We start from the raw sequence: 21,596 nt of genomic DNA, 5'->3' as shown, positions 1-21,596 counted from the left end.
CCCGCCAAGGTCACCCGGCGAGCGCCGCCGCGGTCTCCCGACGACGGGCGAGGACGGGCTGCGCGGCCAGGACACCGGCCATCGCGACGGCGACGGCCAGCGGGACGATTCCGCAGACGGCCATCCCGGCGCGGACCCCGACGTGCTCGGTGATCCAGCCGACGATCGGTCCGCCGATGGGGGTGCCGCCCATGAAGACGAGGACGTAGAGACCCATGACGCGGCCGCGGTACTCCTGGTCGACCCAGAGCTGGACGGAGGAGTTCGCGATGGCCTGGAAGGCGAGGTTGGTGACGCCCATGACGACGAGCACCACCATGAACGTCGCGAGGTTCGGGGCGAACGCGGCGAGGGTCTGGGCGGCGCCGAACGCCGCGCCGAGGAGGAGGATCAACCGCAGCCGGGAGTGGCTGCGTCCGCCCGCGATCAGCGCTCCGGCGATGGATCCCACGGCCAGGACGATGTTGAAGGTGCCGTAGAGCCCGGCGCCGGCGTGGAACGTCTCCGAGGCCATCGCGGTGAGGACGACCGGGAAGTTCAGGCCGAAGGTGCCGAAGACGCCGACGAGGGCGATGGTCCAGCCGACGTGCGGGCGGTCGGCGACGTAGCGCAGGGCCGAGCGCAGCTGCCCCTTGGCCCGCGGCAGCGCGGTGACCGGGCGCAGTTCGGCGGTGTTCATGCTGGCGAGGGTGATCGTCGGGCCGACGTAGAGCAGGGCGTTGACGGCGAACGCCCAGCCGGAGCCGACGGTGCCGATGAGGACGCTCGACACGGCGGGGCCGACGAGGCGGGTCGTCTGGAAGACCGCCGCGTTGAGTGCGACCGCGTTGCGGATGTGCTCCGCGGGAACGACTTCGCCGACGAAGGCCTGCCGGGTGGGGTTGTCGAGGGCGATGACGAACCCGGTGACGACGGCCAGGGCGTAGATGGTCCCGACGGTGATGTTCCCGCTGATCGTGAGCACGGCCAGCGTGGTGGCGATGCTCGCGCTGCACAGCTGGGTGACGAGCAGGATGTTCCGCTTGGGGTAGCGGTCGGCGATCATCCCGCCGTACATCCCGAAGACGAGGATGGGCAGGAAGGTCAGCGCCATCGTGATGCCGACGGCGGCCGGGGAGTGCGTGAGTTCCAGCGTCAGCCAGTCGAGGGCGATGTTCTGGACCCAGACGCCGGTGTTGGCGAAGGCCTGCCCCGTGGCGTAGATCCGGAAGTTGCGGACGCGCAGGGCGGCGAACGTCGCTCGGCCCCTGGACTCTCGCGCGGTGGTTCCGGTGGGATCTGCAGTTGCCTCGGCGGCTGCCGGTGTCACGACCTGAGTACCTCTCGAGCTGACCATCTGGTTCCGACCACTGTGCGTCACCATCATCGGCCGATGCAGCGCTATGCTGCAGCCCGGTTGACGGCTTATCAGTCATCACGTGTCGTGATGACCCGCGACGGGGCGGAGGACCATGACCGCAGGCCAGGTGCCCACGGGGACGTTCGAGCCGGTTCAGCTGCGCACGTTCCTCGCTGTGGCGCAGACGCACTCGTTCACCCAGGCCGCGGCCCGGCTGGGGGTCCGCCAGTCGACGGTCAGCCAGCACGTCCGCAAGCTGGAGGACTCCGTCGGCCGTCACCTCGTCCACCGCGACACCCATTCCGTCACGCTGACCCCGGACGGTGAGGCGATGATCGGGTTCGCCCGCTCCATCCTGGCCTCCCACGAACAGGCCGCGGCGTACTTCACGGGGGCCCGGCCGGTGGGTCGGCTGCGGATCGGGATGTCCGACGACCTCGCGCTGACCCGGTTGCCGCACATCCTGCGCGACTTCCGGACGGAGAACCCGCGCGTCGACCTGGAACTCACCGTCGACCAGTCCGGAACCCTGCACCGCCGCCTCGAGAACGACCGGCTCGACATCTTCATCGGCAAGCGGCCACCCCGTTCCGGGGAGGGGAAGCTCGTCCGGCGCGAGCGGCTGGTGTGGGTCGGCAACCCCCAGACCCGCCTCGACCTGAGCCAGCCGGTGCCCCTGGCGGTCTACCCCTCCCCCTCGCTGAGCGGGACCGCGATGCACGAGGCGCTGGACCGCGTCGGCATCGGCTACCGCTCGGCCTGCGTCTGCCGCGGGGTCAACGGCCTCATCGCGGCCGTGGCCGCCGGCATCGGGGTCTCCTGCCTGGCCAGTTCGCTGGTGCCCGTGCAGCTGGTGCCCCTCGGCCCCCAGCACAAGCTGCCGGAACTGGGCCAGATCGACCTCGTGCTGCTCACGAACCCCAAGACCCAGGACCGTCCCGCCTCACGGGCGCTGGCGGCCGCCGTCCTCTCCGGCGGACCCTCCAGCCTCGCTCCTCCCGCCTGACCCCCCGCCACCACGATCGCCACCGACCGACGAGAGAAGCACAGCCGGGGTGGGTACGGTGCCGAGGTGCTCCACGGCCTGCACGTCTACCTCCGGGCGATCAACGCCCCCGAGACGGCGGGCGATCTCCGCGGCCTGCTGCGCACCGCGTCGCGGGCGGGGCGCCAGGCCCTGAGCGCCGACCACTGCGTCGTCTGGTTCGCGGGCGCGTCATCGCACCCTCCGCTCTACCTGGTCGACGGTGACGCCTTCCTCGACGTCGCCGACCCGCCCTTCGCGGCCGAGGCGGCGGCTGCGTCCGTCGCCCGGTGCGACGGCACCACGCTGCCGGGCATCGCCGAGGTTCCCGCGCACGTCGTCGTCGCGCCGCTCTCGACGTCCTCGACCCGGGGCGCGGTCGTCCTCACCCGCACCGATCCGTTCACCGCGGACGAGGAAGCGGCCGCGGGCATCGTCGCGTCTGCACTGGGGATGGCGCTGGAGGCGACGCTGCTCCGCGCCGCGGAGCGGTTCGCCGCCGCCACCGCCTCCCGTTCGACCCTGCTGGAACGCGTCACCGGGTTGCTGCAGACGAGCGCGACGGCCGTGGAGATCACCCAGCGCATCCCGGCCGCGGTCATCGAGGTCCTCGACTGCCGCTCCTCCTGGGTCTACGTGCTCGAGGGCGAGGAACTGCGCGGTGACGGGCTGCCGCCGCTGCCGCCGGAGCACGACCACCTGCGCCGGGTGCACCGGTCAGCGGACAACCCGATCTCCGAGGCCGTCCGCACGGGCGCACCGGTCGTCGTGAGCGGGGACGACATCGCCCGCTACCGGGACCTGACGGGGGTCGAACCGGAGCAGATCGGCGTCACGCTCGTCGTCCCGCTGGCGGGGCGGGAGAAGGTCCTGGGCGCGTTGAGCGTCGGCTGGGGCGACCGCTCCCCCCTCGAGCACGCCGACCTGGAGCTGTTCGCCGCCGTCGCCTCCCAGGTGGCGGTGGCCCTGGAGCGGGCCCAGCTGCTCGACGCGGAACGGTCCTCACGCGCGGAGTTGGCGACGTCGCACGAGGCGCTCGCCACCCTGGCCCGTGACCTGCAACGCGGTCTGCTGCCGACGTGGCTGCCCCAGCAGGAGGGCCTGCAGGTCGCGGCGCGCTACGCCCCGGCGCTGGCCGGCTCCGAGATCGGCGGCGACTGGTACGACGCCGTGCAGACCGGCCACGACATCGCCCTCATCATCGGCGACGTGCAGGGGCACAGCACCCGCGCGGCCGGGCTCATGGGTCAGGTGCGGACGGCGGTGCGCGCCTACGTCAGCGAGGGCCACGACCCCTCGACGGTCCTGCGGCGCACGAACCGGCTGCTGCTGGAACTCGGTGCGGAACTGTTCGCGACGTGCTGCCTAGCGCGCCTGGACACCTCGACGGGCCTCCTCTCCGTCGCGACGGCGGGCCACCCACCGCCCCTCGTGGTCGACGAGTCCGGGTACCGGGAGATCGACGTCGACCCCGGTCCCCCGTTGGGGGTCCTGGCGGAGGCGGAGTACCCGACGAACCGGTACCGCCTGCTGGGTCGCAGCGCGCTGGTGATGCACACCGACGGAGTGGTGGAGGTCCTCGGCGAGGGTTCCGAGGTCGGTGAGGCGACCTTGCGGGACACGCTGCGCGCGACGTTGCGGGAGGAGCCCGACCAGCCCGCGGAACGGCTCGCCTCCACCATCATGGCCGCGATCCCGCACGCCCTGACGGACGACGCCGCCATGCTCGTCGCGACGTTCACGGGCACGGACTCGGGCCGCCTCGACGCCTCCCTCTGGTTGCCCCCGGACATCCGCGCGGTCGCCTCGGCGCGGGAGTTCCTCCGCGACCGGCTCCTCGCCTGGTCCACCGACGAACTCCTCGACGAGGCGGAGCTCGTGCTGTCCGAACTCGTCACCAACGCCCTCGTGCACACCGGCGGCGGCGCCGGTCTCTCGTTGCGCTTCGACGGTGCCGCACGCCGGCTCACGATCTCGGTGCACGACTCCTCGCCTCGCCACCCCCAGGAACGCACGGCCGGGCCGGACGCCCTGGGCGGCAGGGGGCTCGGGATCGTGGAAGCCGTCGCCGACGCCTGGGGAGTTCTCGTCGGGGACGACGGGAAGACCGTCTGGGCCGAACTCGCCGTCGAGGCGGACTGAACCACGGCCCCGGCGACTACCGTCCGCCGAGGATGTTCCGGATCTGTTGTACCTGGTCGTCGCCGACCCCGAGCTGACCCATGACGTTCTCGAGCCAGTGCGGTTCCCCGTCGCCGAACAGGTCGCCGAGCGGGTCCTCGTCGCCGTCCTCCTCGGCGGCGGCCGCGAGGGCCGGCCAGTACCCGCGGGCGACGGTCCAGGGGGCGGACTCGCTGAGGACGCCGAACACGGCGAGGTCGGAGAGGCGTTCCCGCAGTTCCTCCACCGCGACCCCCGCGGCGGGCCCCAGCACGTCGGCGTTGACGACGAGCTCGTCGAGGGCCGCGTCGTCGAAGGGGTTCCCGGCCACGGCCGAGGCGAGCACCGTCGGCATCACGGCCTCGGTGATCGAGAACCCACCGTCGAGGGTTCCGGGGTCGTCCAGGACGAACCGGCCCACCAGCAGGCGGCGGAGTTCGCGCGGTTCCGGCGTCGGGTCGAGCCACCCCTGCGCCTCCGCCCCGGGGACGAGCAGCGTCTCGTCGTCGCCGTCGAGCAGGTCGAGGTCGATCATCGTGAGGACGACCTGGCGCAACCACGGGACGTCCTCGAGGTCCTGCGGTGCACCGTCCTGGTCGGCGGTGATCGGGATGGGGTTCTCGAAGAGGGCCAGGACCGCCGTGACGGAGTCCGGCGCGAGTTCCGCGTCGTCGGGCACGACGAGGCCCTTACCGACGTGGGCCAGGACGGCCTGCGCCGCGCGGACCGGGAAGGAGGCCAGGACCGTCGCGTCCTCCTCGCCCTCGTCGACGCCTTCCGCCGCCGCCGCGAACACCTCCGCCAGCTCCGGCGGTTCACCGGCCAGCAGGGTCAGGCTGGTCTCGAGGTCGCCCTGGGACCCGGTCCAGCGCCCGGTCTCGCCGAGGAAGGCGAGGAACTGGTACCAGATGGCCTCCAGGTCCTCCTGCATCTCCGCGGGTTCCGGGGTGCCGCTGTCGGAGACCATCGCGGGGATCACCTGGGCGGTGAGGGCCTCGACGTCGACGGGGGTGAGCCGGGAGACCACGGCTCCGGACCGGACGGTCAGCAGACCACCCGCCCCGACGGTCAGCGCCTCGGCGACGGCCGCGGCGCCCACCTCCTCGTCGACCTCGACGTTCTCCTCGAGCCACGCGACGAAGTCGCCGCGCAGGTCGCCCAGCGCGCGCTGGCCGAGCTCGTAGGACTCACTGACGGGGGGCCGGTCTGCAGCTGCCACCGGACCAGGGTGTCATCCCGCGCGGGTGGGGACCACCACCGAGGTCACCCCGCCACCGCCAGCACGGGCCGCCGCAGCTCCCCGTCGAGCACTCCCTCGTCCACGAGCCGGGACAGCGCGACGTGCACGGAGTGCTGCAGCCCGCGGGCGATGCGCCACGGCCGGGCGACGGGCACGACGCCGGCCCGCACGAGCCCGGCCAGGGCTCCCGCCGACACGGCGGCCTCCAGCCGTCGGCCGCCCTCGGCGACGTCGGCCGGGCTCTCCGACGTCGCCAGGGCGAGCGTCCGCGCGTGGTCGTCGTCGTCGCCGTGGTGCAGGGTCCGCACCACGCGCACCACCTCGGCCACGACGAGTCGCCGCCGCGCGCAGGCGGCGTCCGCCTCCTGCGGGGAGTCCCAGGACGGCCACCGCGGACCGCGCCGACCGTCCTCCTGGCCGAAGCCCAGGTCCTCGAGCTGGGCCCGCAGCCGGGGTGTGCCCGGTGTGCGTCCCCGCAGGACGTCCTCGGCCTCCCGGACCAGTCGGGTCCGCTGCAGCTGCGCCAGTTCCACCGGGAACGAGCTCCGCACCGTGTGGCCTCCGCTCGCGAGCAGCTCACCCCGTTCCGTGCGCAGCCGGCGCAGCAGTGCGTCGCGGACCGCCGCCGCCGTCCCCCGATCTCCCTCCCACCGCCCGGACTCGACGAGGAACCGCAGGTAGTCCAGCCACGACCGGCACGTCGCCCGCACCTCGGCCACCGACTCCAGCCCCCACCACTCGGCCGCACGACGGGACTGCGCGACGAGCAGTTCGACGTCGTCCGGGACGAGCGTCGTCAGCACCCGGTCCGGATGCCGGTCGCCCCGTCGGCGCGCCAGGTCGCGGCGGGAGGTGCGCAGCACCTGCAGACGCAGCGCGAGGTCCCCGACCCCGACGTGCTGTGACGGCTCGTGCGTCGTCAGCCACTCCGCGAACGCCCGCTCCACCCGGCGGACCGCGTGGTCCCCGGACGGGCTCGGGGTCGGCCCCGGGTGTCTGCTCACGGTGCTCCTCCGTTCGACGGAGACCCACGCTAGGCGAACACCGGGACCGACCCCGAGAGTTGTCCACAGGCCGCTCAGGCCGGGCGGACCCAGTCCTGACCGGGTACCCAGTCGGAGAACGCGTAGTCGGCCCGCGACACCTGCGCCCCGCCCGCCGTGGCGGTGGCGATGGCGGCGTCGAGGTCGGTGTTGAACGCGTCGTTCAGGCCGCGCAACGCACCCTTGAGGTCCTTGACGTCCCCGCCCAGGTAGCCCTGGACGATGTCGCCGAGGTGCGGGCTGATCGGCTTCTGCGCGGACTGGACGGCGCTGACCGCCGGGTTGCGGACGATGGGTTCCGGGGCCCGCTTCACCGACGCGGCGAACCACGTCGCGAGTTCCTTGTACGGGGCGATGACGTCGGCCGACTCGACGACGCTCAGGTCCGTCGGGGGCTGGTCCATCCCGCTGGCCAGTCCCTTCTGGTACTCCGTGGTGGTCATCGACTCGATGACGGCGATCGCCTGCTCGGGGTTCTTGGTGTTGCCGGCCACGAAGAACTGCGCGGCCGGCGTGCCGCGGTAGGTCGTCACCGGTCCCCCGCTGGGGGTGAGCATCGGACCGACCCCCATCTTGTCCACGAACTCGGGGACGACGTTCTTCGCACCGCCCGCGCACCACGGCCCGTCCGGGAAGTACCCGGCGATGCCCGAGGCCCAGCGGGTGCGGGCGTCGGCCACCGTGAGGCTGCCGCTGCCGGCCAGGATGAGGCCGGAGTCGTTGAGCTCCTTCCAGAACTCGATCGCGTCGACGTAGCTGTCGTCGTCGTACCTGAACTCCCCGGTCGTGTAGGTCATCCCCTGGAACCCGGGGAAACCACCAGCCTGGGCGAGGTCGTCGATCTGCTCCCGCATGCGCGCGACCCCACCGAGAGCCAGGACCATGGGGGCCGCGTCGCCCCCCTTGGCCTTGATGGCCTGAAGGTTCTTGCGGAAGTCGTCGTAGGAGGTGGGCGGGTCGTCCGGGTCGAGTCCGGCGCCGGAGATGATGTCGACGTTGAACCACTGCGCCGCGGCGTACTGCTGGTAGCTGAACAGCGGGAGACCGTAGAGCTTGCCGTCGATCGTCGTGATGCCCTCGGTGTAGGCACCCTCGGGCAGCGACGCCTTGGCCTCGTCCGACAACGTGATCTCGTGCAACCACCCCTCGGCGACGAGCGCCGGCAACGGCAGGCCCACGACGTTGCTGTAGATGTCGGGCAGCTGCTTGGACTGGTTCGCGAGCTGCAGCGCCTCGGTGGACTTGCTGACGTCGTTGTAGGTGTACTCGATCGAGGCGTTGAGGGCCTTGGACTCCGTGGCCGCCCACCCCTTGTGGAACTTCTGCAGGGCGCTGAAGTGGTCCCACCACTGCAGGGTGACGGGGGCACCTGGACCCCCGCTGCCGCCACTGCTGCCGCCACCGCAGGCGGCGAGGAGCGCGGTTCCGGTGAGTGCGCCGCCGCCGGCGAGCAGCGAGCGGCGGGAGATCTGGGGCATGACGGTTCTCCTCATCGAGAGTGGTCGTGCGGGAGGGTCTTCAGGACTTGACTGCGCCGGCGATGCCTTCGACGAAGTACCGCTGGAGGAAGAGGAACAGCGCCACGATGGGCACGATGGAGATGACGCCGGCTGCCGCCATCCCGGACCAGTCGGTGGCGTTCTCCCCGACGAAGGCCTGCATGCCGACCGACAGGGTCCGCAGGTCCGGATCGCTGAACGAGAACACGAGGGGCAGGAAGAACGCGTTCCAGGTGGCCAGGAAGGTCAGCAGGGCGACGGTCGCCGTCACGGGCATCGACAACGGCAGCATGACCTGGAAGAAGGTCCGCAGGAAGCCCGCCCCGTCGACGGTGGCGGCCTCCTCGAGCTCCTTCGGCAGCTGCCGGAAGTACCCGGCGTAGATGAGGATGGCGGACACGTTCGCCGCCCCGGACAGGGCCAGGACCATCCCGGTGAGGGAGTTCAGCAGACCCAGTTCCATCGACAGCTTGACGATGGGGATGATCGTGTACCCGGTCGGCACGAACAGGGTCGCCACCAGGATGCCGATGATGACCTTCTGCCCGCGGAACCGGTAGCGACCCAGGACGTAGCCCGCCAACGCGCAGCGCACCACGACGATGACGACGGTCGACACGGTCAGGATGACCGTGTTCAGCATGTACCGCCCGAAGTGCGCGTCGCTCCAGGCCCGGGCGTAGTTCTCCCAGGCGAAGTCCTGCGGGACGATCTTCAGACCGGCGGTGAAGACCTCGAGCGAGCTCTTCAGCGAGGCCGACACCATCCACACGAACGGGTAGATCCAGACCACGGCGAGGACGGTCAGCAGCAGGACGACCCCCCACCACGGAGCCCGCTGGGCGATGCGCCGTCCTCGCGAGAGGGGCGGGGTCAGGGTGCTCACGACAACTCCTTCCGGGCCCGACGGGAGACGACGAGGGCCCAGGCCTGCAACGCACCGACGGCCATGACGAACAACCCGAAGAGGACGGCTGCGGCCGACGCGAACCCCAGTTGCGGGATCGAGGCGCTGAAGGCCCAGCGGTAGATGTAGATCTCGATGATCTCGGTGGAGAAGAACGGTCCCCCGCCGGTCATCGTCTGCATGAGGTCGAAGGCGTGGAACGTGTCCTCGACGGTCAGCACCGTGATGATGAGCAGGAACGGGGTGAGCAGCGGCAGGGTGATGTATCGGAACAGCTTCACCGCGCCGGCGCCGTCGATGCGCGCCGCCTCGTACAGCTCGGTCGGGACGGTCTGCAGCGCGGCGAGCCAGTAGACCATCGTGATCCCGAAGAACTTCCACACGTACACCGCGGCCGCCGTGACCAGCGCGGTCCCGGAGTCGCCCAGGAAGTCGATCCCGCTCTCGGCCCCCATGGCCTTGAGGAACGCGGTGAACGGCCCGCTGGCCGGGTCGAACACGAACTGCATGACGACCCCGACGATGGCCGTCGTGGTGACGACGGGCAGGAAGTACACGGTCCGGAACAGGTTGCGCAGCGGCAGCTTCGGTGAGTTGAGGACCATGGCCAGCAGCAGGCTCAGCAGGATCCGGGCCGGGGCCACCAGCAGCATGAACACCAGGGTGATCTTGACCGAGGACCAGAAGGCGGGGTCGGCCAGCACGGCGCGGTAGTTCTGGACGCCGACGAACCTCTGGTCGGAGCTGAACCCGTTCCACTCCACCAGCGAGTACCAGTAGCTGGCAACGATCGGGTACAGCGTGTAGAGCCCGTACAGGACGATCGTCGGCGTGAGGAACGCCCACACCCAGATCGTCTGTCGTCGGGTGTCGACGCCGCGTCTGCGCGGGCGTCCCGGACGGGGCGCCAGGGTCGTGACGGGCGTGTCCACCGGGGTGATCGTCCTCGCCATCGAAGGACCTCCTACCGGATCTGGCTGAGCGAGAAGGTGGTCGGGTCGCCACCGATGCGGTGCCCGCGTTCCAGGGCCGTGATCGACGCGACCTGCGCGTCGGTGAGTTCGAGCCGGGCCGCGTCGAGGTTCTCCTGCATGCGGTCCCGGCGCGAGGACTTCGGGATGACGACGTGCCCCCGGTGCAGGTGCCAGGCCAGCACCACCTGCGCGGGGCTCGCGCCGTGCGCCCGGGCCACGTCCTGCACCGCGGGGTCGTCCAGGTCGGCTCCCTGCCCGAGCGGGGAGTACGCCTCCACGACGATCCCCCGTTCCGTGCAGGTGCGGACGAGGTCCCGCTGCTGGAAGGTCGGGTGCAGTTCGATCTGGTTCACGGCGGGCGGTGGCCCGTCGAGGGCGTCGAGGTGCTCGACGAGGAAGTTCGACACCCCCACCGCCCGCACCCTGCCCTCGGCGTGGAGGCGCTGCAGCGCGGCCCAGCTGTCCCGGTAGCGACCTGCCGCGGGGTTGGGCCAGTGGACGAGGTAGAGGTCGAGGAACTCGACCCCGAGCCGCTCGCAGGAGTCGTCGTAGGCGCGCAGGGTCTGCTCGAACCCCTGGTCGCCGTTGCGCAGCTTGGAGGTGAGGAACACCTGGTCGCGGGCGACCCCGGAGGACCGCAGGGCGGCCCCCACTCCCGCCTCGTTCGCGTAGGCCGCGGCGGTGTCGACGTGCCGGTACCCGAGGGCGAGGGCATCCTCGACGACCCGCTGCGCCTCCGCCGCCGGGACCTGGAACACCCCGAGTCCCAGCTGCGGCATCACGACGTCGTCGGCGAGTCGCACCGCCGCCAGCGACGGGGTGCTCACCTCGGCTCCAGCACGAACATGGAGACCGAGGGCAGCGGGAGCGCGACGGTCGTCGAGAACGTGCCGCCCTCGACGGTGACCGACCGGGTGGGTTCGAGTTCCTCGAGCCCCTGCTTCGCCCTGATCGCGGCGATCTCCTGCTCGCTCGGGTTCTGCGGGCTCCCCAACCCCGTCCACGCGGTGTGGGAGTTGCTGTGGACGGCATCGATGCGGTGGTGGCTCACCGAGTAGTCCCGACCGGACAGGCCCTCGACCCGCAGGTCCACGGGCACCGGTCCGTCGTCGCTGCGGTACTGGTCGTCGGTGTGCCGCCACACGAGGACGGTCACCCGGCCCGCGGCGTCGCTGGAGGCCAGCACGTCGACCTCCTCGCGCATGCTGCAGCCGTCACCGGAGTCGAGGTCCTCGGCCGGGCTCATGGCGTCCGAGGTCGCCGCCAACCGCCGGCCGCCGAGGCGGGCCATCATCCGGTAGGCGTTGAGGAAGGGCTTCTCGACGCCTCCCGCGGTGAGGAAGCTGCGGGTGCCCTCGAAGAACCGCTCGCCCTCGAAGTAGAAGCTCCAGGACGTGGCCTGCTCGACCTTCACCTCCTCGGACTCGTTGAGGTCGAGGATCTTCTTGAACAGCTTGACCTGGAACACCGGGTAGTACTCGGTGTTCTGGAACTGGAAGTTCGCGTTGTCGTAGACGCTGAAGTGCGCAGGAACCCCCGCGTCGCACTCGTCGACGATGGCCGGCAGCGACCGGTACTGCGGGAACTCGGCGATGACCTGCTGCATGCGGCGGATCTCGTACAGCATCTTGTGGGCCGACGGGCTCTGCTGCTCCGGCGCGGGCGCACCCGTCGGGCCGTAGACGCGCCACGGCGTGAACGCCGATCCCTTGGTGTGGAAGGAGACGAAGTCGAGAGGGGTCTCGTGCTCGGAGGTGTGGTGCAGGAACGTCCGCAGGAACTCCACCCCACCGCCGGTGACGGCCGGCCCGCCGACCTTGGCGTCCGGCAGGACGCTGCGGACGGCTTCGGCAGTCACGGTGTAGAGCTCGCAGAACTGTTCCGGCGTTCCCTTCCAGTAGAAGATGTCCGGTTCGTTCCACAGTTCCCAGAGCCACTCGCGGACCTCGTCGGCCCCGTAGCGCTCCAGGCAGTGCCGGGCGTGCTCGGCGACCAGACCCCGCCACTTCTCGAAGTCCCTGGGCGGGTAGGCCCAGGCCCCCGCCTCGTAGTTGCTGTAGACGGTGGGGCTCGAGACGACCTTCAGCTCGTCGGCCTCCGGCGGCAGCAGGTCGCGCGGGGTGAACGCGAGTTCCACCAGGACGTGGTGACCGGCCTCGACGATGGAGTCGTAGGTCTGGTCGACGATGGTGAAGTCGTAGACCGGGTTCCCGTGCTCGTCCTCGTGGTAGACGTTCCCGTTGCCCCAGTGCGGAATCCCGAAGCCGGTGCCCGAGCAGAACACGTAGTGCGGGCGCACCAGGAACGGCCGGGGCGAGAGTTCCCCGAAGGTCTTCAGCAGCCGACGGCCGGTGGGGGTGTAGGTCCAGTTGATCTCGTCGTAGCCGATGCTCTCCCAGATGCGGGCCAGTGGTCCGGTCTCGCGGGACGCGTCGACGACGACGGTCGCGGACCCGACGTGCGGCGCCGTGGGGTCGCTGGGTGCGGAGCGCGGGAAGTGGTTGGTGTCGGTGGACAGGCCGGGGTTGTGAGCAGTGCTGGTGCTCATGGGGCGCCTTCCGGGCGTGGGTGATCGCGACGTCGCGAACGGGAGTGGTGGAGGGGGTGGAGCAGTGGGTCAGGCGTGGGCGGCGTCGGGGGCGTCGTACGCCCCGAGCGCGCGGTCCCGGGCCTCGGTGATGTGTGCGGCCATCGCCGCACGGGCGACGGCCGGGTCACCGGAACGGAGTCCGGCGAGGACACGGGTGTGCTCGGCGACGCAGTGGTCGGAGTCGGTGACCCCGCCGCCCCCGAAGAGGCGGAACCGCTGGATCTGCCCGCCGAGGGCGGTGTACGCCGACATGAGGAACTCGTTCCCGGTGGCCCGGGCGATGATCCGGTGGAACCGTTCGTCGGCTTCCCAGTACTGCCGGAACTCGTGGAACGACGGCCCGAGGGGTGCCGTCGCGAGGTCGTGCACGGCGAGCTCGAGTTCGGCCAGGAGCTCGGGGGTGAGGTGGCGCGCGGCGAGCTCGGCGAGCGCCGGCTCCAGGACGAGCCGGGCCTGCATGAGCCGGACGAGCTCTTCGGGCGTTGCCACGGGGGCGACCCGGTAGCCCTTGAGGGCGGTGCGGCGGACCAGTCCCGTGGACTCCAGGCGGGCGAGCGCCTCGCGGACGGGTGTCTGCGAGACCTCGAACTGCCGGGCGAGACCGTCGATCCCGAGGGTGGCGCCCGCCTGCAGTTCGCCGTCGATGAGCAGGTCGAGGACCGCGTCGTAGACGTGGTCGGCGAGCATCTGCCGGCTCGGCGCCAGAGACCGTCGCGTCGTCGGCTGATCCACGAACGTCATCGTAGACAGCCCTCCTGAGGGGAGTGGTGGAGAACGGGTGGTGCGGCACGCGGATCACCTCCTCGACCTCAGCTCTGCGATGAGCTGTTGTCGTAGACCGTAGATCGTGCACGATCTACGGTCAAGGGTCTCCGCCCGGTGTTTCGGACAAGCGTCGAGCCGTCGGCTGAGACGCGCTGCAGACCCTCCTGTGAAAGGGTTTACCAGTGAGCGGCACCTTCATCATCGGCGTGAAGACACTGGCCCGGGGCGTCCGGGAGGAGCCGCGCCCCTTCCGCATCGCCATCGTCGGCTCGCTGATCTACGGGATCGGCAACGCGGCCTCGGGATGGATGATCGGGCGCGTCACGAACCGGGTCGTCGTCCCCGCCCTCACCGGCAGCGCCTCGGTCGGTGCCGGTGACGTGTGGCTGGCCGGCGCGACGCTCATGGCGATCACGCTGGTGCTGGTCGGTGGCGTTCTCCTCCGCCGGATCTTCGGTGGCGCCTTCACCTACGCCCTGCAGGCCCGCTACCGACGCCTCCTGTCCCGTCGCTACCTCGACCTGCCGCTCGCCTGGCACCACGCCCATCCCGCCGGACGACTGCTCGCGACCGCGGGTTCGGACGTCGAGGCCATGTGGCAGGCGACCCTGGTGCTGCCCTTCGCCTTGGGGACCGCGGTCCTCATCCTCTTCGCGGGGATCGCGATGGTCTCGGCCGACCCCGTCCTCGCGGCGGTGGGTCTCATCGTGGTTCCCGCGCTGGTGATCGCGAACATCGCCTACCAGCGCCGGATGTCCCCGCTCGTCGTCCGGGTGCAGCACCTGCGCGGTGAGGTGTCGACGACCGCCCACGAGAGTTTCGAGGGCGCCCTCGTCGTGAAGACCCTGGGCCTGGCCGACGACGAGGTCGACCGGTTCCGCGTGAACGCCGAACGCCTGCGCGACGCCAACGTCGCCGCCGGCCGGACCCGCGGCGCCTTCGACCCCATCATCGAAGCCCTCCCCTCGCTCGGGACCCTGATGGTCCTGGTGCTGGGAACGGTGCGGGTGACGGCCGGGACCACCACCGTCGGCGACCTGGTCCAGATCGCCTACCTGCTGGGCCTGCTCGCCTTCCCCGTCCGTTCCTTCGGCTGGCTGCTGGCCGACCTCCCCCGCACGGTCGCCGGTGACGCCCGGGTGCAGGACGTGCTCCAGTCCGACGAGACGACCCCGTGGGGTGCGCGACCCGTCGACGCGGGTGGCCCGCTGACCGTCTCGACGACGGACCTGTCCTACCGCCACCCCGCACCGGCCGTGGACCCACTCGCCGAGGAACCCGCGAAACCCCACCCGGCCCCCGCGCCCGTCCTCTCGGACGTGACCCTCGACGTCACCGCGGGCACGACGGTCGCGATCGTCGGCGGCACGGGCGCGGGGAAGTCGACGCTGGCCGGTCTCCTGGTGCGGCTGGTCGACCCGACGACCGGTCACGTGCTGCTCGACGGGGTCGACGTGCGCGAGCTCGCCGAGGGCGCGATCGCCGGCGCCGCCTCGCTCGTCCCCCAGTCGACCTTCGTCTTCGACGACACCATCCGCGGCAACGTGGCCCTCGGCCTCGACGTCACCGACGACGAGGTGTGGCAGGCCCTGGAACTCGCGCAGGCCGAGGGCTTCGTGAAGTCGCTGCCGCTGGGCCTGGACGAACTCGTCGGCGAACGCGGCTCGACGTTGTCCGGTGGTCAGCGCCAACGACTCGCCCTGGCCCGCGCCCTCGTGCGGCGACCCCGACTCCTCGTGCTCGACGACGCCACCAGCGCCCTCGACCCGACTGTCGAGCGAGCCGTGCTCGACGGGTTGGAGCGGACGGGGATCGGGACGACGGTCGTCGTCGTGGCCTACCGCCCCGCGACGATCGCCCTCGCCGACGAGGTGGTGCACCTGGAACACGGCCGGGTCGTCGACCGAGGGCCCGCCGCCGAAGTGGAAGCCCGTGACGCGGGCTACCGGGAACTGGTGACGGCCTACGCACGAGCAGCCGCGGCGCGCGCCGCCGCCGCCGCCGAGGAGGAAGAAGTCGCGTGAGCACCGCAACGACCGTCGAGCGCGGGGTCATCGCCCGGGCGAAGGAACTCACGCCGGAGTTCGCGGAGGGCCTCGGGGTGACCCTTGCGATCGCCGCGGCGACCACGCTGGGGAAGCTGACCGTTCCTATCGCGGTGCAGCAGACGATCGACACCGGCGTCGAGGCCGGCGGTGGCCCGGACGTCGGGCACGTCGTCCTCCTCTGCGCGCTGGCCGCCCTCGTGCTGCTGGTGACCTCGGCAACCGCGTGGCTCGTCAACGTCCGGTTGTTCCAGGCCACCGAGGCGGGGCTCGCGAGTCTGCGGGTGCGGGCCTTCCGCCACGTCCACGACCTCGCCGTCCTGACCCAGAGCGGCGAACGGCGCGGGTCCCTGGTGAGTCGTGTGACCAGTGACGTCGACACCATCTCGACGTTCCTGCAGACGGGCATGCTCGTCCTCGTGCTGTCCGCCGGTCAGGTGCTGCTCGCGACGGCGCTGATGTTCTTCTACTCGTGGCAGTTGGCGCTGGTGGTCATCGGCTGCTTCGTCCCGCTCGTCCTGGCCCGGCAACGACTGCAGCGCCCCGTGTCCCGCGCCTACCAGGCGGTCCGGGCCCGGATGGGCGAACTGCTCGCCGCCATCTCGGAGACCGTCGTGGGCGCCGACGTGATCCGCGCCCACGCGGCGTCGGACCGTTCGTGGCGCCGCATCGACGGCGCGATCGAGGCCCACCGTCAGCAGGCGGTGAAGGCTCAGACCGCGACGGCGGTGACGTTCACCGCCGGTGTCTTCGTGTCGGGTCTCGTCAGCGCCCTCGTCATCGTCCTCGGAACCCTGCTCGGACTCGCCGGGGACATCACCCTCGGCAAGATGCTGGCGTTCCTGTTCCTGGCCCAGCTGTGGGTAGGCCCCGTCCAAGCCGCGACGGAGGTCCTCAACGAACTGCAGAACGCGCTCGCCGGCTGGCGTCGCGTGGTGGACCTCATCGACACCCCCGTGACCGTGCCCGAACCCGCGACACCACGGACGCTGCCCACCGGCCCGATCGACGTGCGCGTGGACGACGTCGCCTACTCCTACCCGGGGACCGACAAGGTCGTCCTCGCCGGGGTGTCCCTGCACTTCCCCGCCGGGTCGCGCACCGCGATCGTCGGCGAGACCGGTTCCGGCAAGACGACGCTGTCCCGCCTCATCACCCGGTTGGTCGACCCCACGTCCGGGACGGTGCTGCTGAACGGCGTCGACGCCCGCGACCTGCCGTCGAGGGAACTGCACCACCGCGTGGTGGCCGTCCCGCAGGAAGGTTTCCTCTTCGACGCGACCGTCGGCGAGAACGTACGCCGCGGCCGCCCCGGTTCCACCGAGAACGACGTTCGCGAAGCCTTCATCGACCTCGGTCTCGGCGGCTGGCTCGACGGCCTCCCCGAAGGTCTCGACACCCCCGTCGGCCAACGCGGAGAACGGCTTTCGGCTGGCGAACGCCAACTGGTAGCCCTCGCCCGCGCCCACCTCGCTGACCCCGACCTGCTCGTGCTGGACGAGGCCACGTCGTCGGTGGACCCCGCGACAGAGGTCCGGTTGCAGCGGGCACTCGAGGGCGTTCTCAGCGGCCGGACGTCCGTCGCCATCGCCCACCGACTGTCGACAGCCGAAGCCGCGGACACCGTGATCGTCGTCGATGCCGGTCGTGTCGTCGAGGTCGGCTCAGCGGGAGAGCTCGCCCACGCCGGCGGTCCCTACTCGCGCCTGCACGCCTCGTGGACGGCACAGCACGCCTGATCAGATGAGGAGAAGCTCAAAACCACTCGAGCCGCGTCAGCGTGTGTCCGAACGTCCGGACTGTCGAGTTCTGGACGCGGTCGCCCCTCACCTCGGGTGGACCCCCGCGGCCTGAAGATCCCTCCCCCACCACACCGTGGAAGGCGACCCCACCAGACCCGGAAACACGTGTGGGGAGCAACCCTTCCGGGCTGCTCCCCACACATCTCACTTCAAAGAGTGAGTGGCCGGCGGTGACCTACTCTCCCACCCAGTCTCCCGAGCAGTACCATCGGCGCAGGTGGGCTTAGCTTCCGGGTTCGGAATGAGACCGGGCGTTTCCCCACCGCTATGACCACCGGACCACAAAGGCCAGGATCAAACCACACCCCCCACCCCCACGAATGGGACTGGAGCATGTGTTCGAGTTCTCTCCCGAGAACCACACAATGGACGCGAACACTCAACAGCAGTTGATGTTGTTTCGTTAGGTCTTACTGCACTCGCCATGACCCACCAACCCACCACAACGTGGCGGCAGCTGGTGCGTGGTAGACAAGTGATCGGCTTATTAGTACCGGTCAGCTCCACAGCTCTCTCGTCGCTGCTTCCACACCCGGCCTATCAACCCCGTGATCTACAGGGAGCCTCCCACCCCTTCAACAGGGCACGGAAACCTCATCTCGAAGCAGGCTTCCCGCTTAGATGCCTTCAGCGGTTATCCCTTCCGAACGTAGCCAACCAGCCATGCTCCTGGCGGAACAACTGGCACACCAGAGGTTCGTCCGTCCCGGTCCTCTCGTACTAGGGACAGCCCTTCTCAAGTTTCCAACGCGCGCAGCGGATAGGGACCGAACTGTCTCACGACGTTCTAAACCCAGCTCGCGTACCGCTTTAATGGGCGAACAGCCCAACCCTTGGGACCTACTCCAGCCCCAGGATGCGACGAGCCGACATCGAGGTGCCAAACCATGCCGTCGATATGGACTCTTGGGCAAGATCAGCCTGTTATCCCCGGGGTACCTTTTATCCGTTGAGCGACCGCGATTCCACACTCCACGGCCGGATCACTAGTCCCGACTTTCGTCCCTGCTCGACCTGTCGGTCTCACAGTCAAGCTCCCTTGTGCACTTACACTCAACACCTGATTGCCAACCAGGCTGAGGGAACCTTTGGGCGCCTCCGTTACTCTTTAGGAGGCAACCGCCCCAGTTAAACTACCCATCAGGCACTGTCCCTGATCCGGATCACGGACCGAAGTTAGACATCCAGAACGACCAGAGTGGTATTTCAACGATGACTCCACCATCACTAGCGTGACCGCTTCACAGTCTCCCACCTATCCTACACAAGCCGTCCCGAACACCAATACCAAACTATAGTGAAGGTCCCGGGGTCTTTCCGTCCTGCTGCGCGTAACGAGCATCTTTACTCGTAGTGCAATTTCGCCGAGTTCGCGGTTGAGACAGCGGGGAAGTCGTTACGCCATTCGTGCAGGTCGGAACTTACCCGACAAGGAATTTCGCTACCTTAGGATGGTTATAGTTACCACCGCCGTTTACTGGCGCTTAAGTTCTCAGCGTCCCCACTTGCGTGGGTAACCGGTCCCCTTAACGTTCCAGCACCGGGCAGGCGTCAGTCCGTATACATCGTCTTGCGACTTCGCACGGACCTGTGTTTTTAGTAAACAGTCGCTTCCCCCTGGTCTCTGCGGCCCTCAAACGCTAGCCCGCAAGGAGCTTCACGTCTCAGGCCCCCCTTCTCCCGAAGTTACGGGGGCATTTTGCCGAGTTCCTTAACCACGATTCACTCGAACGCCTCGGTATTCTCTACCTGACCACCTGAGTCGGTTTAGGGTACGGGCGGCTCGAACCTCGCGCCGAGGCTTTTCTAGGCAGCATGGGATCACCCTACTTCCCCCCGAAAGGGTCACCATCAGGTCTCAGACACGACATTGAAGTCAGAAGTGCGGATTTACCAACACCTCGCCCTACACCCTTGGACGTGGACAACCATCGCCACGCGGAAGCTACCCTCCTGCGTCACCCCTGTTAATACGCTTGACTACTACCGGATCGGATCACACGCTCCACCAACCACCACCCGAAGGCAGTGACGGCTTAGGGTGCTTAGCATCCCCGGCCTCACCATGGACGGTTCTACGCCGGTACGGGAATATCAACCCGTTGTCCATCGACTACGCCTGTCGGCCTCGCCTTAGGTCCCGACTTACCCAGGGCGGATGAACCTAGCCCTGGAACCCTTGGTCAATCGGCGGACGGGTTTCTCACCCGTCATTCGCTACTCATGCCTGCATTCTCACTCGCGTGCAGTCCACAACCCATCACCAGGCTGCTTCACCCCACACACGACGCTCCCCTACCCATCCACACACCTGCCCACAACCACCACCCACCACCACAAGGACAGCAGACCTGATTGAGAGAGATTAATATGTGAATGCCACAGCTTCGGCGGTGTACTTGAGCCCCGCTACATTGTCGGCGCGGAATCACTTGACCAGTGAGCTATTACGCACTCTTTCAAGGGTGGCTGCTTCTAAGCCAACCTCCTGGTTGTCTGCGCAACTCCACATCCTTTCCCACTTAGCACACGCTTAGGGGCCTTAGCTGATGATCTGGGCTGTTTCCCTCTCGACTACGAAGCTTATCCCCCGCAGTCTCACTGCCACGCTCTCACTTACCGGCATTCGGAGTTTGGCTGACGTCAGTAACCCGGTGGGGCCCATTAGCCATCCAGTAGCTCTACCTCCGGCAAGAAACACGTGACGCTGCACCTAAATGCATTTCGGGGAGAACCAGCTATCACGGAGTTTGATTGGCCTTTCACCCCTACCCACAGCTCATCCCCCAGGTTTTCAACCCTGGTGGGTTCGGTCCTCCACGCGGTCTTACCCGCGCTTCAACCTGGCCATGGGTAGATCACTCCGCTTCGGGTCTAGAGCACGCGACTATAGGACGCCCTATTCGGACTCGCTTTCGCTACGGCTACCCCACACGGGTTAACCTCGCCACGCACCACTAACTCGCAGGCTCATTCTTCAAAAGGCACGCCGTCACAGGTACAAGCCTGCTCCGACGGATTGTAGGCACACGGTTTCAGGTACTATTTCACTCCCCTCCCGGGGTGCTTTTCACCATTCCCTCACGGTACTTGTCCGCTATCGGTCATCAGGAAGTATTTAGGCTTACCAGGTGGTCCTGGCAGATTCACACGAGATTCCACGAGCCCCGTGCTACTCGGGACATGCTCCCAAGGAGGCCGCAATGTTTCGCCTACGGGGGTCTCACCCACTACGCCGGACCATCCCAGGCCCTTCGGCTACACCACGACTTTCTCACTCCCCGACCAGGTGGTAGCCCAGTCCAGAACACTCCCACAACCCCAACCCCGCAACCCCTACCAGGTATCACACGGAACTGGTTTAGCCTCATCCGCTTTCGCTCGCCACTACTCACGGAATCACTATTTGTTTTCTCTTCCTGTGGGTACTGAGATGTTTCACTTCCCCACGTTCCCTCCACACACCCTATACATTCAGGTGCGGGTGACCGCCCATGACGACGGCCGGGTTTCCCCATTCGGACACCCTCGGATCAACATTCGGTTGCCAACTCCCCGAGGCTTATCGCAGGCTCCCACGTCCTTCATCGGCTCCTGATGCCAAGGCATCCACCATGCGCCCTTACACACTTGACCACCACACACCACCCACCACCACCAACCCACCCGAAAGCAGGACAACAGCAGCAGAGCAGACATGCAGGTCAAGGCGAAACTGCAATAAAAACCCAAACCACAAAGACAGTACGGACCACCACCCACCGAAGTGAGATGACAGCCCGCTCATCAGAGGATTATCACTCGACGAACATCACTACTTTCACGCCCCTCACCCAAAGATGAAGGAGCGCTACTTGATGCTCGCGTCCACTGTGCAGTTCTCAACAGACAACCCGCACCCACCCCGTAGAGACCGACACCAGACACCCGCAACCCCACCCGAAAGCAGAGACACGAACCGATGTGAACGATCAGGGCAGGCCCAGACCAAGACACCAACCACACCCACCCACCACCCTCTCCAGACACGAAGTCCCAAGAAGAGTAGTACGTAGCTGCCGGCCGGTCCCTCAGGACCCAACAGTGCGCCAGACACTCCCCGACCCCCACCACCGCGTTCCACCCGAGCAAAACTCGAGGTACTGACAGATGATGAGCATCCAGAAGTGCCGTGTTGATGTTCCACCCTTGAGCACCAGCCGCCGAAC

The 21,596-nt window shown here is 68.6% G+C and carries 13 protein-coding genes and 2 rRNA genes; 4 read left to right on the top strand and 11 right to left on the bottom strand.

Features of this window, described 5'->3' with window-relative positions; all coding sequences use genetic code 11:
- Positions 1–10: 10 nt before the first annotated feature.
- The gene (locus SJY07_RS14570; RefSeq protein ID WP_380160057.1) at positions 11–1,309 is read right to left on the bottom strand and encodes an MFS transporter; all 1,299 of its coding nucleotides are present in this window, start codon (positions 1,307–1,309) and stop codon (positions 11–13) included.
- A 142-nt stretch (positions 1,310–1,451) separates the two neighbouring features.
- On the opposite strand from SJY07_RS14570, the gene SJY07_RS14565 reads away from it, so the two are divergent.
- Both SJY07_RS14565 and SJY07_RS14560 read left to right on the top strand, forming a co-directional pair.
- On the top strand, positions 1,452–2,345 hold the full coding sequence (locus tag SJY07_RS14565; protein ID WP_328293525.1) for a LysR family transcriptional regulator: 894 nt from the start codon (positions 1,452–1,454) through the stop codon (positions 2,343–2,345).
- A gap of 66 nt (positions 2,346–2,411) precedes the next feature.
- On the top strand, positions 2,412–4,505 hold the full coding sequence (locus SJY07_RS14560; RefSeq protein ID WP_380160056.1) for a SpoIIE family protein phosphatase: 2,094 nt from the start codon (positions 2,412–2,414) through the stop codon (positions 4,503–4,505).
- A 16-nt stretch (positions 4,506–4,521) separates the two neighbouring features.
- Here SJY07_RS14560 and SJY07_RS14555 read toward each other — a convergent pair whose 3' ends face one another.
- The 8 genes from SJY07_RS14555 to SJY07_RS14520 all read right to left on the bottom strand — a co-directional run bounded on the left by SJY07_RS14555 (position 4,522) and on the right by SJY07_RS14520 (position 13,517).
- The gene (locus SJY07_RS14555; protein ID WP_380160055.1) at positions 4,522–5,742 is read right to left on the bottom strand and encodes a hypothetical protein; all 1,221 of its coding nucleotides are present in this window, start codon (positions 5,740–5,742) and stop codon (positions 4,522–4,524) included.
- Between the two features lie 44 nt (positions 5,743–5,786).
- The gene (locus SJY07_RS14550) at positions 5,787–6,767 is read right to left on the bottom strand and encodes a hypothetical protein (protein ID WP_380160054.1); all 981 of its coding nucleotides are present in this window, start codon (positions 6,765–6,767) and stop codon (positions 5,787–5,789) included.
- A 74-nt stretch (positions 6,768–6,841) separates the two neighbouring features.
- The gene (locus SJY07_RS14545) at positions 6,842–8,284 is read right to left on the bottom strand and encodes an ABC transporter substrate-binding protein (protein WP_328293529.1); all 1,443 of its coding nucleotides are present in this window, start codon (positions 8,282–8,284) and stop codon (positions 6,842–6,844) included.
- 40 nt (positions 8,285–8,324) lie between these two features.
- Positions 8,325–9,191 (bottom strand): carbohydrate ABC transporter permease, encoded by an 867-nt coding sequence (locus tag SJY07_RS14540; RefSeq protein WP_328293530.1) that lies wholly within the window; start codon positions 9,189–9,191, stop codon positions 8,325–8,327.
- Positions 9,188–10,144 carry a carbohydrate ABC transporter permease gene (locus SJY07_RS14535; protein WP_380160051.1) on the bottom strand — a complete coding sequence of 319 codons (957 nt, stop codon included), beginning with the start codon at positions 10,142–10,144 and terminating at the stop codon, positions 9,188–9,190. The genes SJY07_RS14540 and SJY07_RS14535 overlap by 4 nt, the downstream gene beginning before the upstream one ends.
- Before the next feature lie 32 nt (positions 10,145–10,176).
- Complete coding sequence (locus tag SJY07_RS14530) at positions 10,177–11,013, bottom strand: aldo/keto reductase (RefSeq protein WP_328293532.1); 837 nt, start codon at positions 11,011–11,013, stop codon at positions 10,177–10,179.
- Positions 11,010–12,734, bottom strand: a complete 1,725-nt coding sequence (locus tag SJY07_RS14525) for a glycoside hydrolase (RefSeq protein ID WP_380160049.1) — start codon at positions 12,732–12,734, stop codon at positions 11,010–11,012. Before SJY07_RS14525 ends, SJY07_RS14530 begins: the two co-directional genes overlap by 4 nt.
- A 69-nt stretch (positions 12,735–12,803) precedes the next feature.
- Complete coding sequence (locus tag SJY07_RS14520; protein WP_380160047.1) at positions 12,804–13,517, bottom strand: GntR family transcriptional regulator; 714 nt, start codon at positions 13,515–13,517, stop codon at positions 12,804–12,806.
- A gap of 206 nt (positions 13,518–13,723) precedes the next feature.
- Here SJY07_RS14520 and SJY07_RS14515 point away from each other — a divergent pair, with 206 nt between their 5' ends.
- Together SJY07_RS14515 and SJY07_RS14510 are read left to right on the top strand one after the other, a co-directional pair.
- Positions 13,724–15,565: an ABC transporter ATP-binding protein gene (locus SJY07_RS14515; protein ID WP_380160045.1), complete on the top strand. Its 1,842-nt coding sequence runs from the start codon at positions 13,724–13,726 to the stop codon at positions 15,563–15,565.
- A complete protein-coding gene (locus SJY07_RS14510; protein ID WP_380160043.1) occupies positions 15,562–17,325 on the top strand; it encodes an ABC transporter ATP-binding protein in 1,764 nt (587 codons plus the stop codon). Before SJY07_RS14515 ends, SJY07_RS14510 begins: the two co-directional genes overlap by 4 nt.
- Before the next feature lie 225 nt (positions 17,326–17,550).
- Here the strand turns inward: SJY07_RS14510 and rrf are convergent.
- Positions 17,551–17,667, bottom strand: a 5S ribosomal RNA gene (gene rrf / locus SJY07_RS14505).
- Positions 17,668–17,855: 188 nt separating this feature from the next.
- Positions 17,856–21,024 (bottom strand): 23S ribosomal RNA (locus SJY07_RS14500).
- Positions 21,025–21,596: the final 572 nt, after the last annotated feature.

Source organism: Kineococcus sp. R86509 (assembly GCF_042466365.1).
In the GTDB taxonomy this organism is placed as follows: Bacteria; Actinomycetota; Actinomycetes; order Actinomycetales; family Kineococcaceae; genus Kineococcus.
This window is presented reverse-complemented; position numbering and strand designations above follow the sequence as displayed.

Coding starts and splice junctions, on each gene's coding strand:
- SJY07_RS14565 (WP_328293525.1), top strand. CDS start 1,452: ATGACCGCAGGCCAGGTGCCCACGGGGACGTTCGAGCCGGTTCAGCTG.
- SJY07_RS14545 (WP_328293529.1), bottom strand. CDS start 8,284: ATGCCCCAGATCTCCCGCCGCTCGCTGCTCGCCGGCGGCGGCGCACTC.
- SJY07_RS14525 (WP_380160049.1), bottom strand. CDS start 12,734: ATGAGCACCAGCACTGCTCACAACCCCGGCCTGTCCACCGACACCAAC.
- SJY07_RS14520 (WP_380160047.1), bottom strand. CDS start 13,517: ATGACGTTCGTGGATCAGCCGACGACGCGACGGTCTCTGGCGCCGAGC.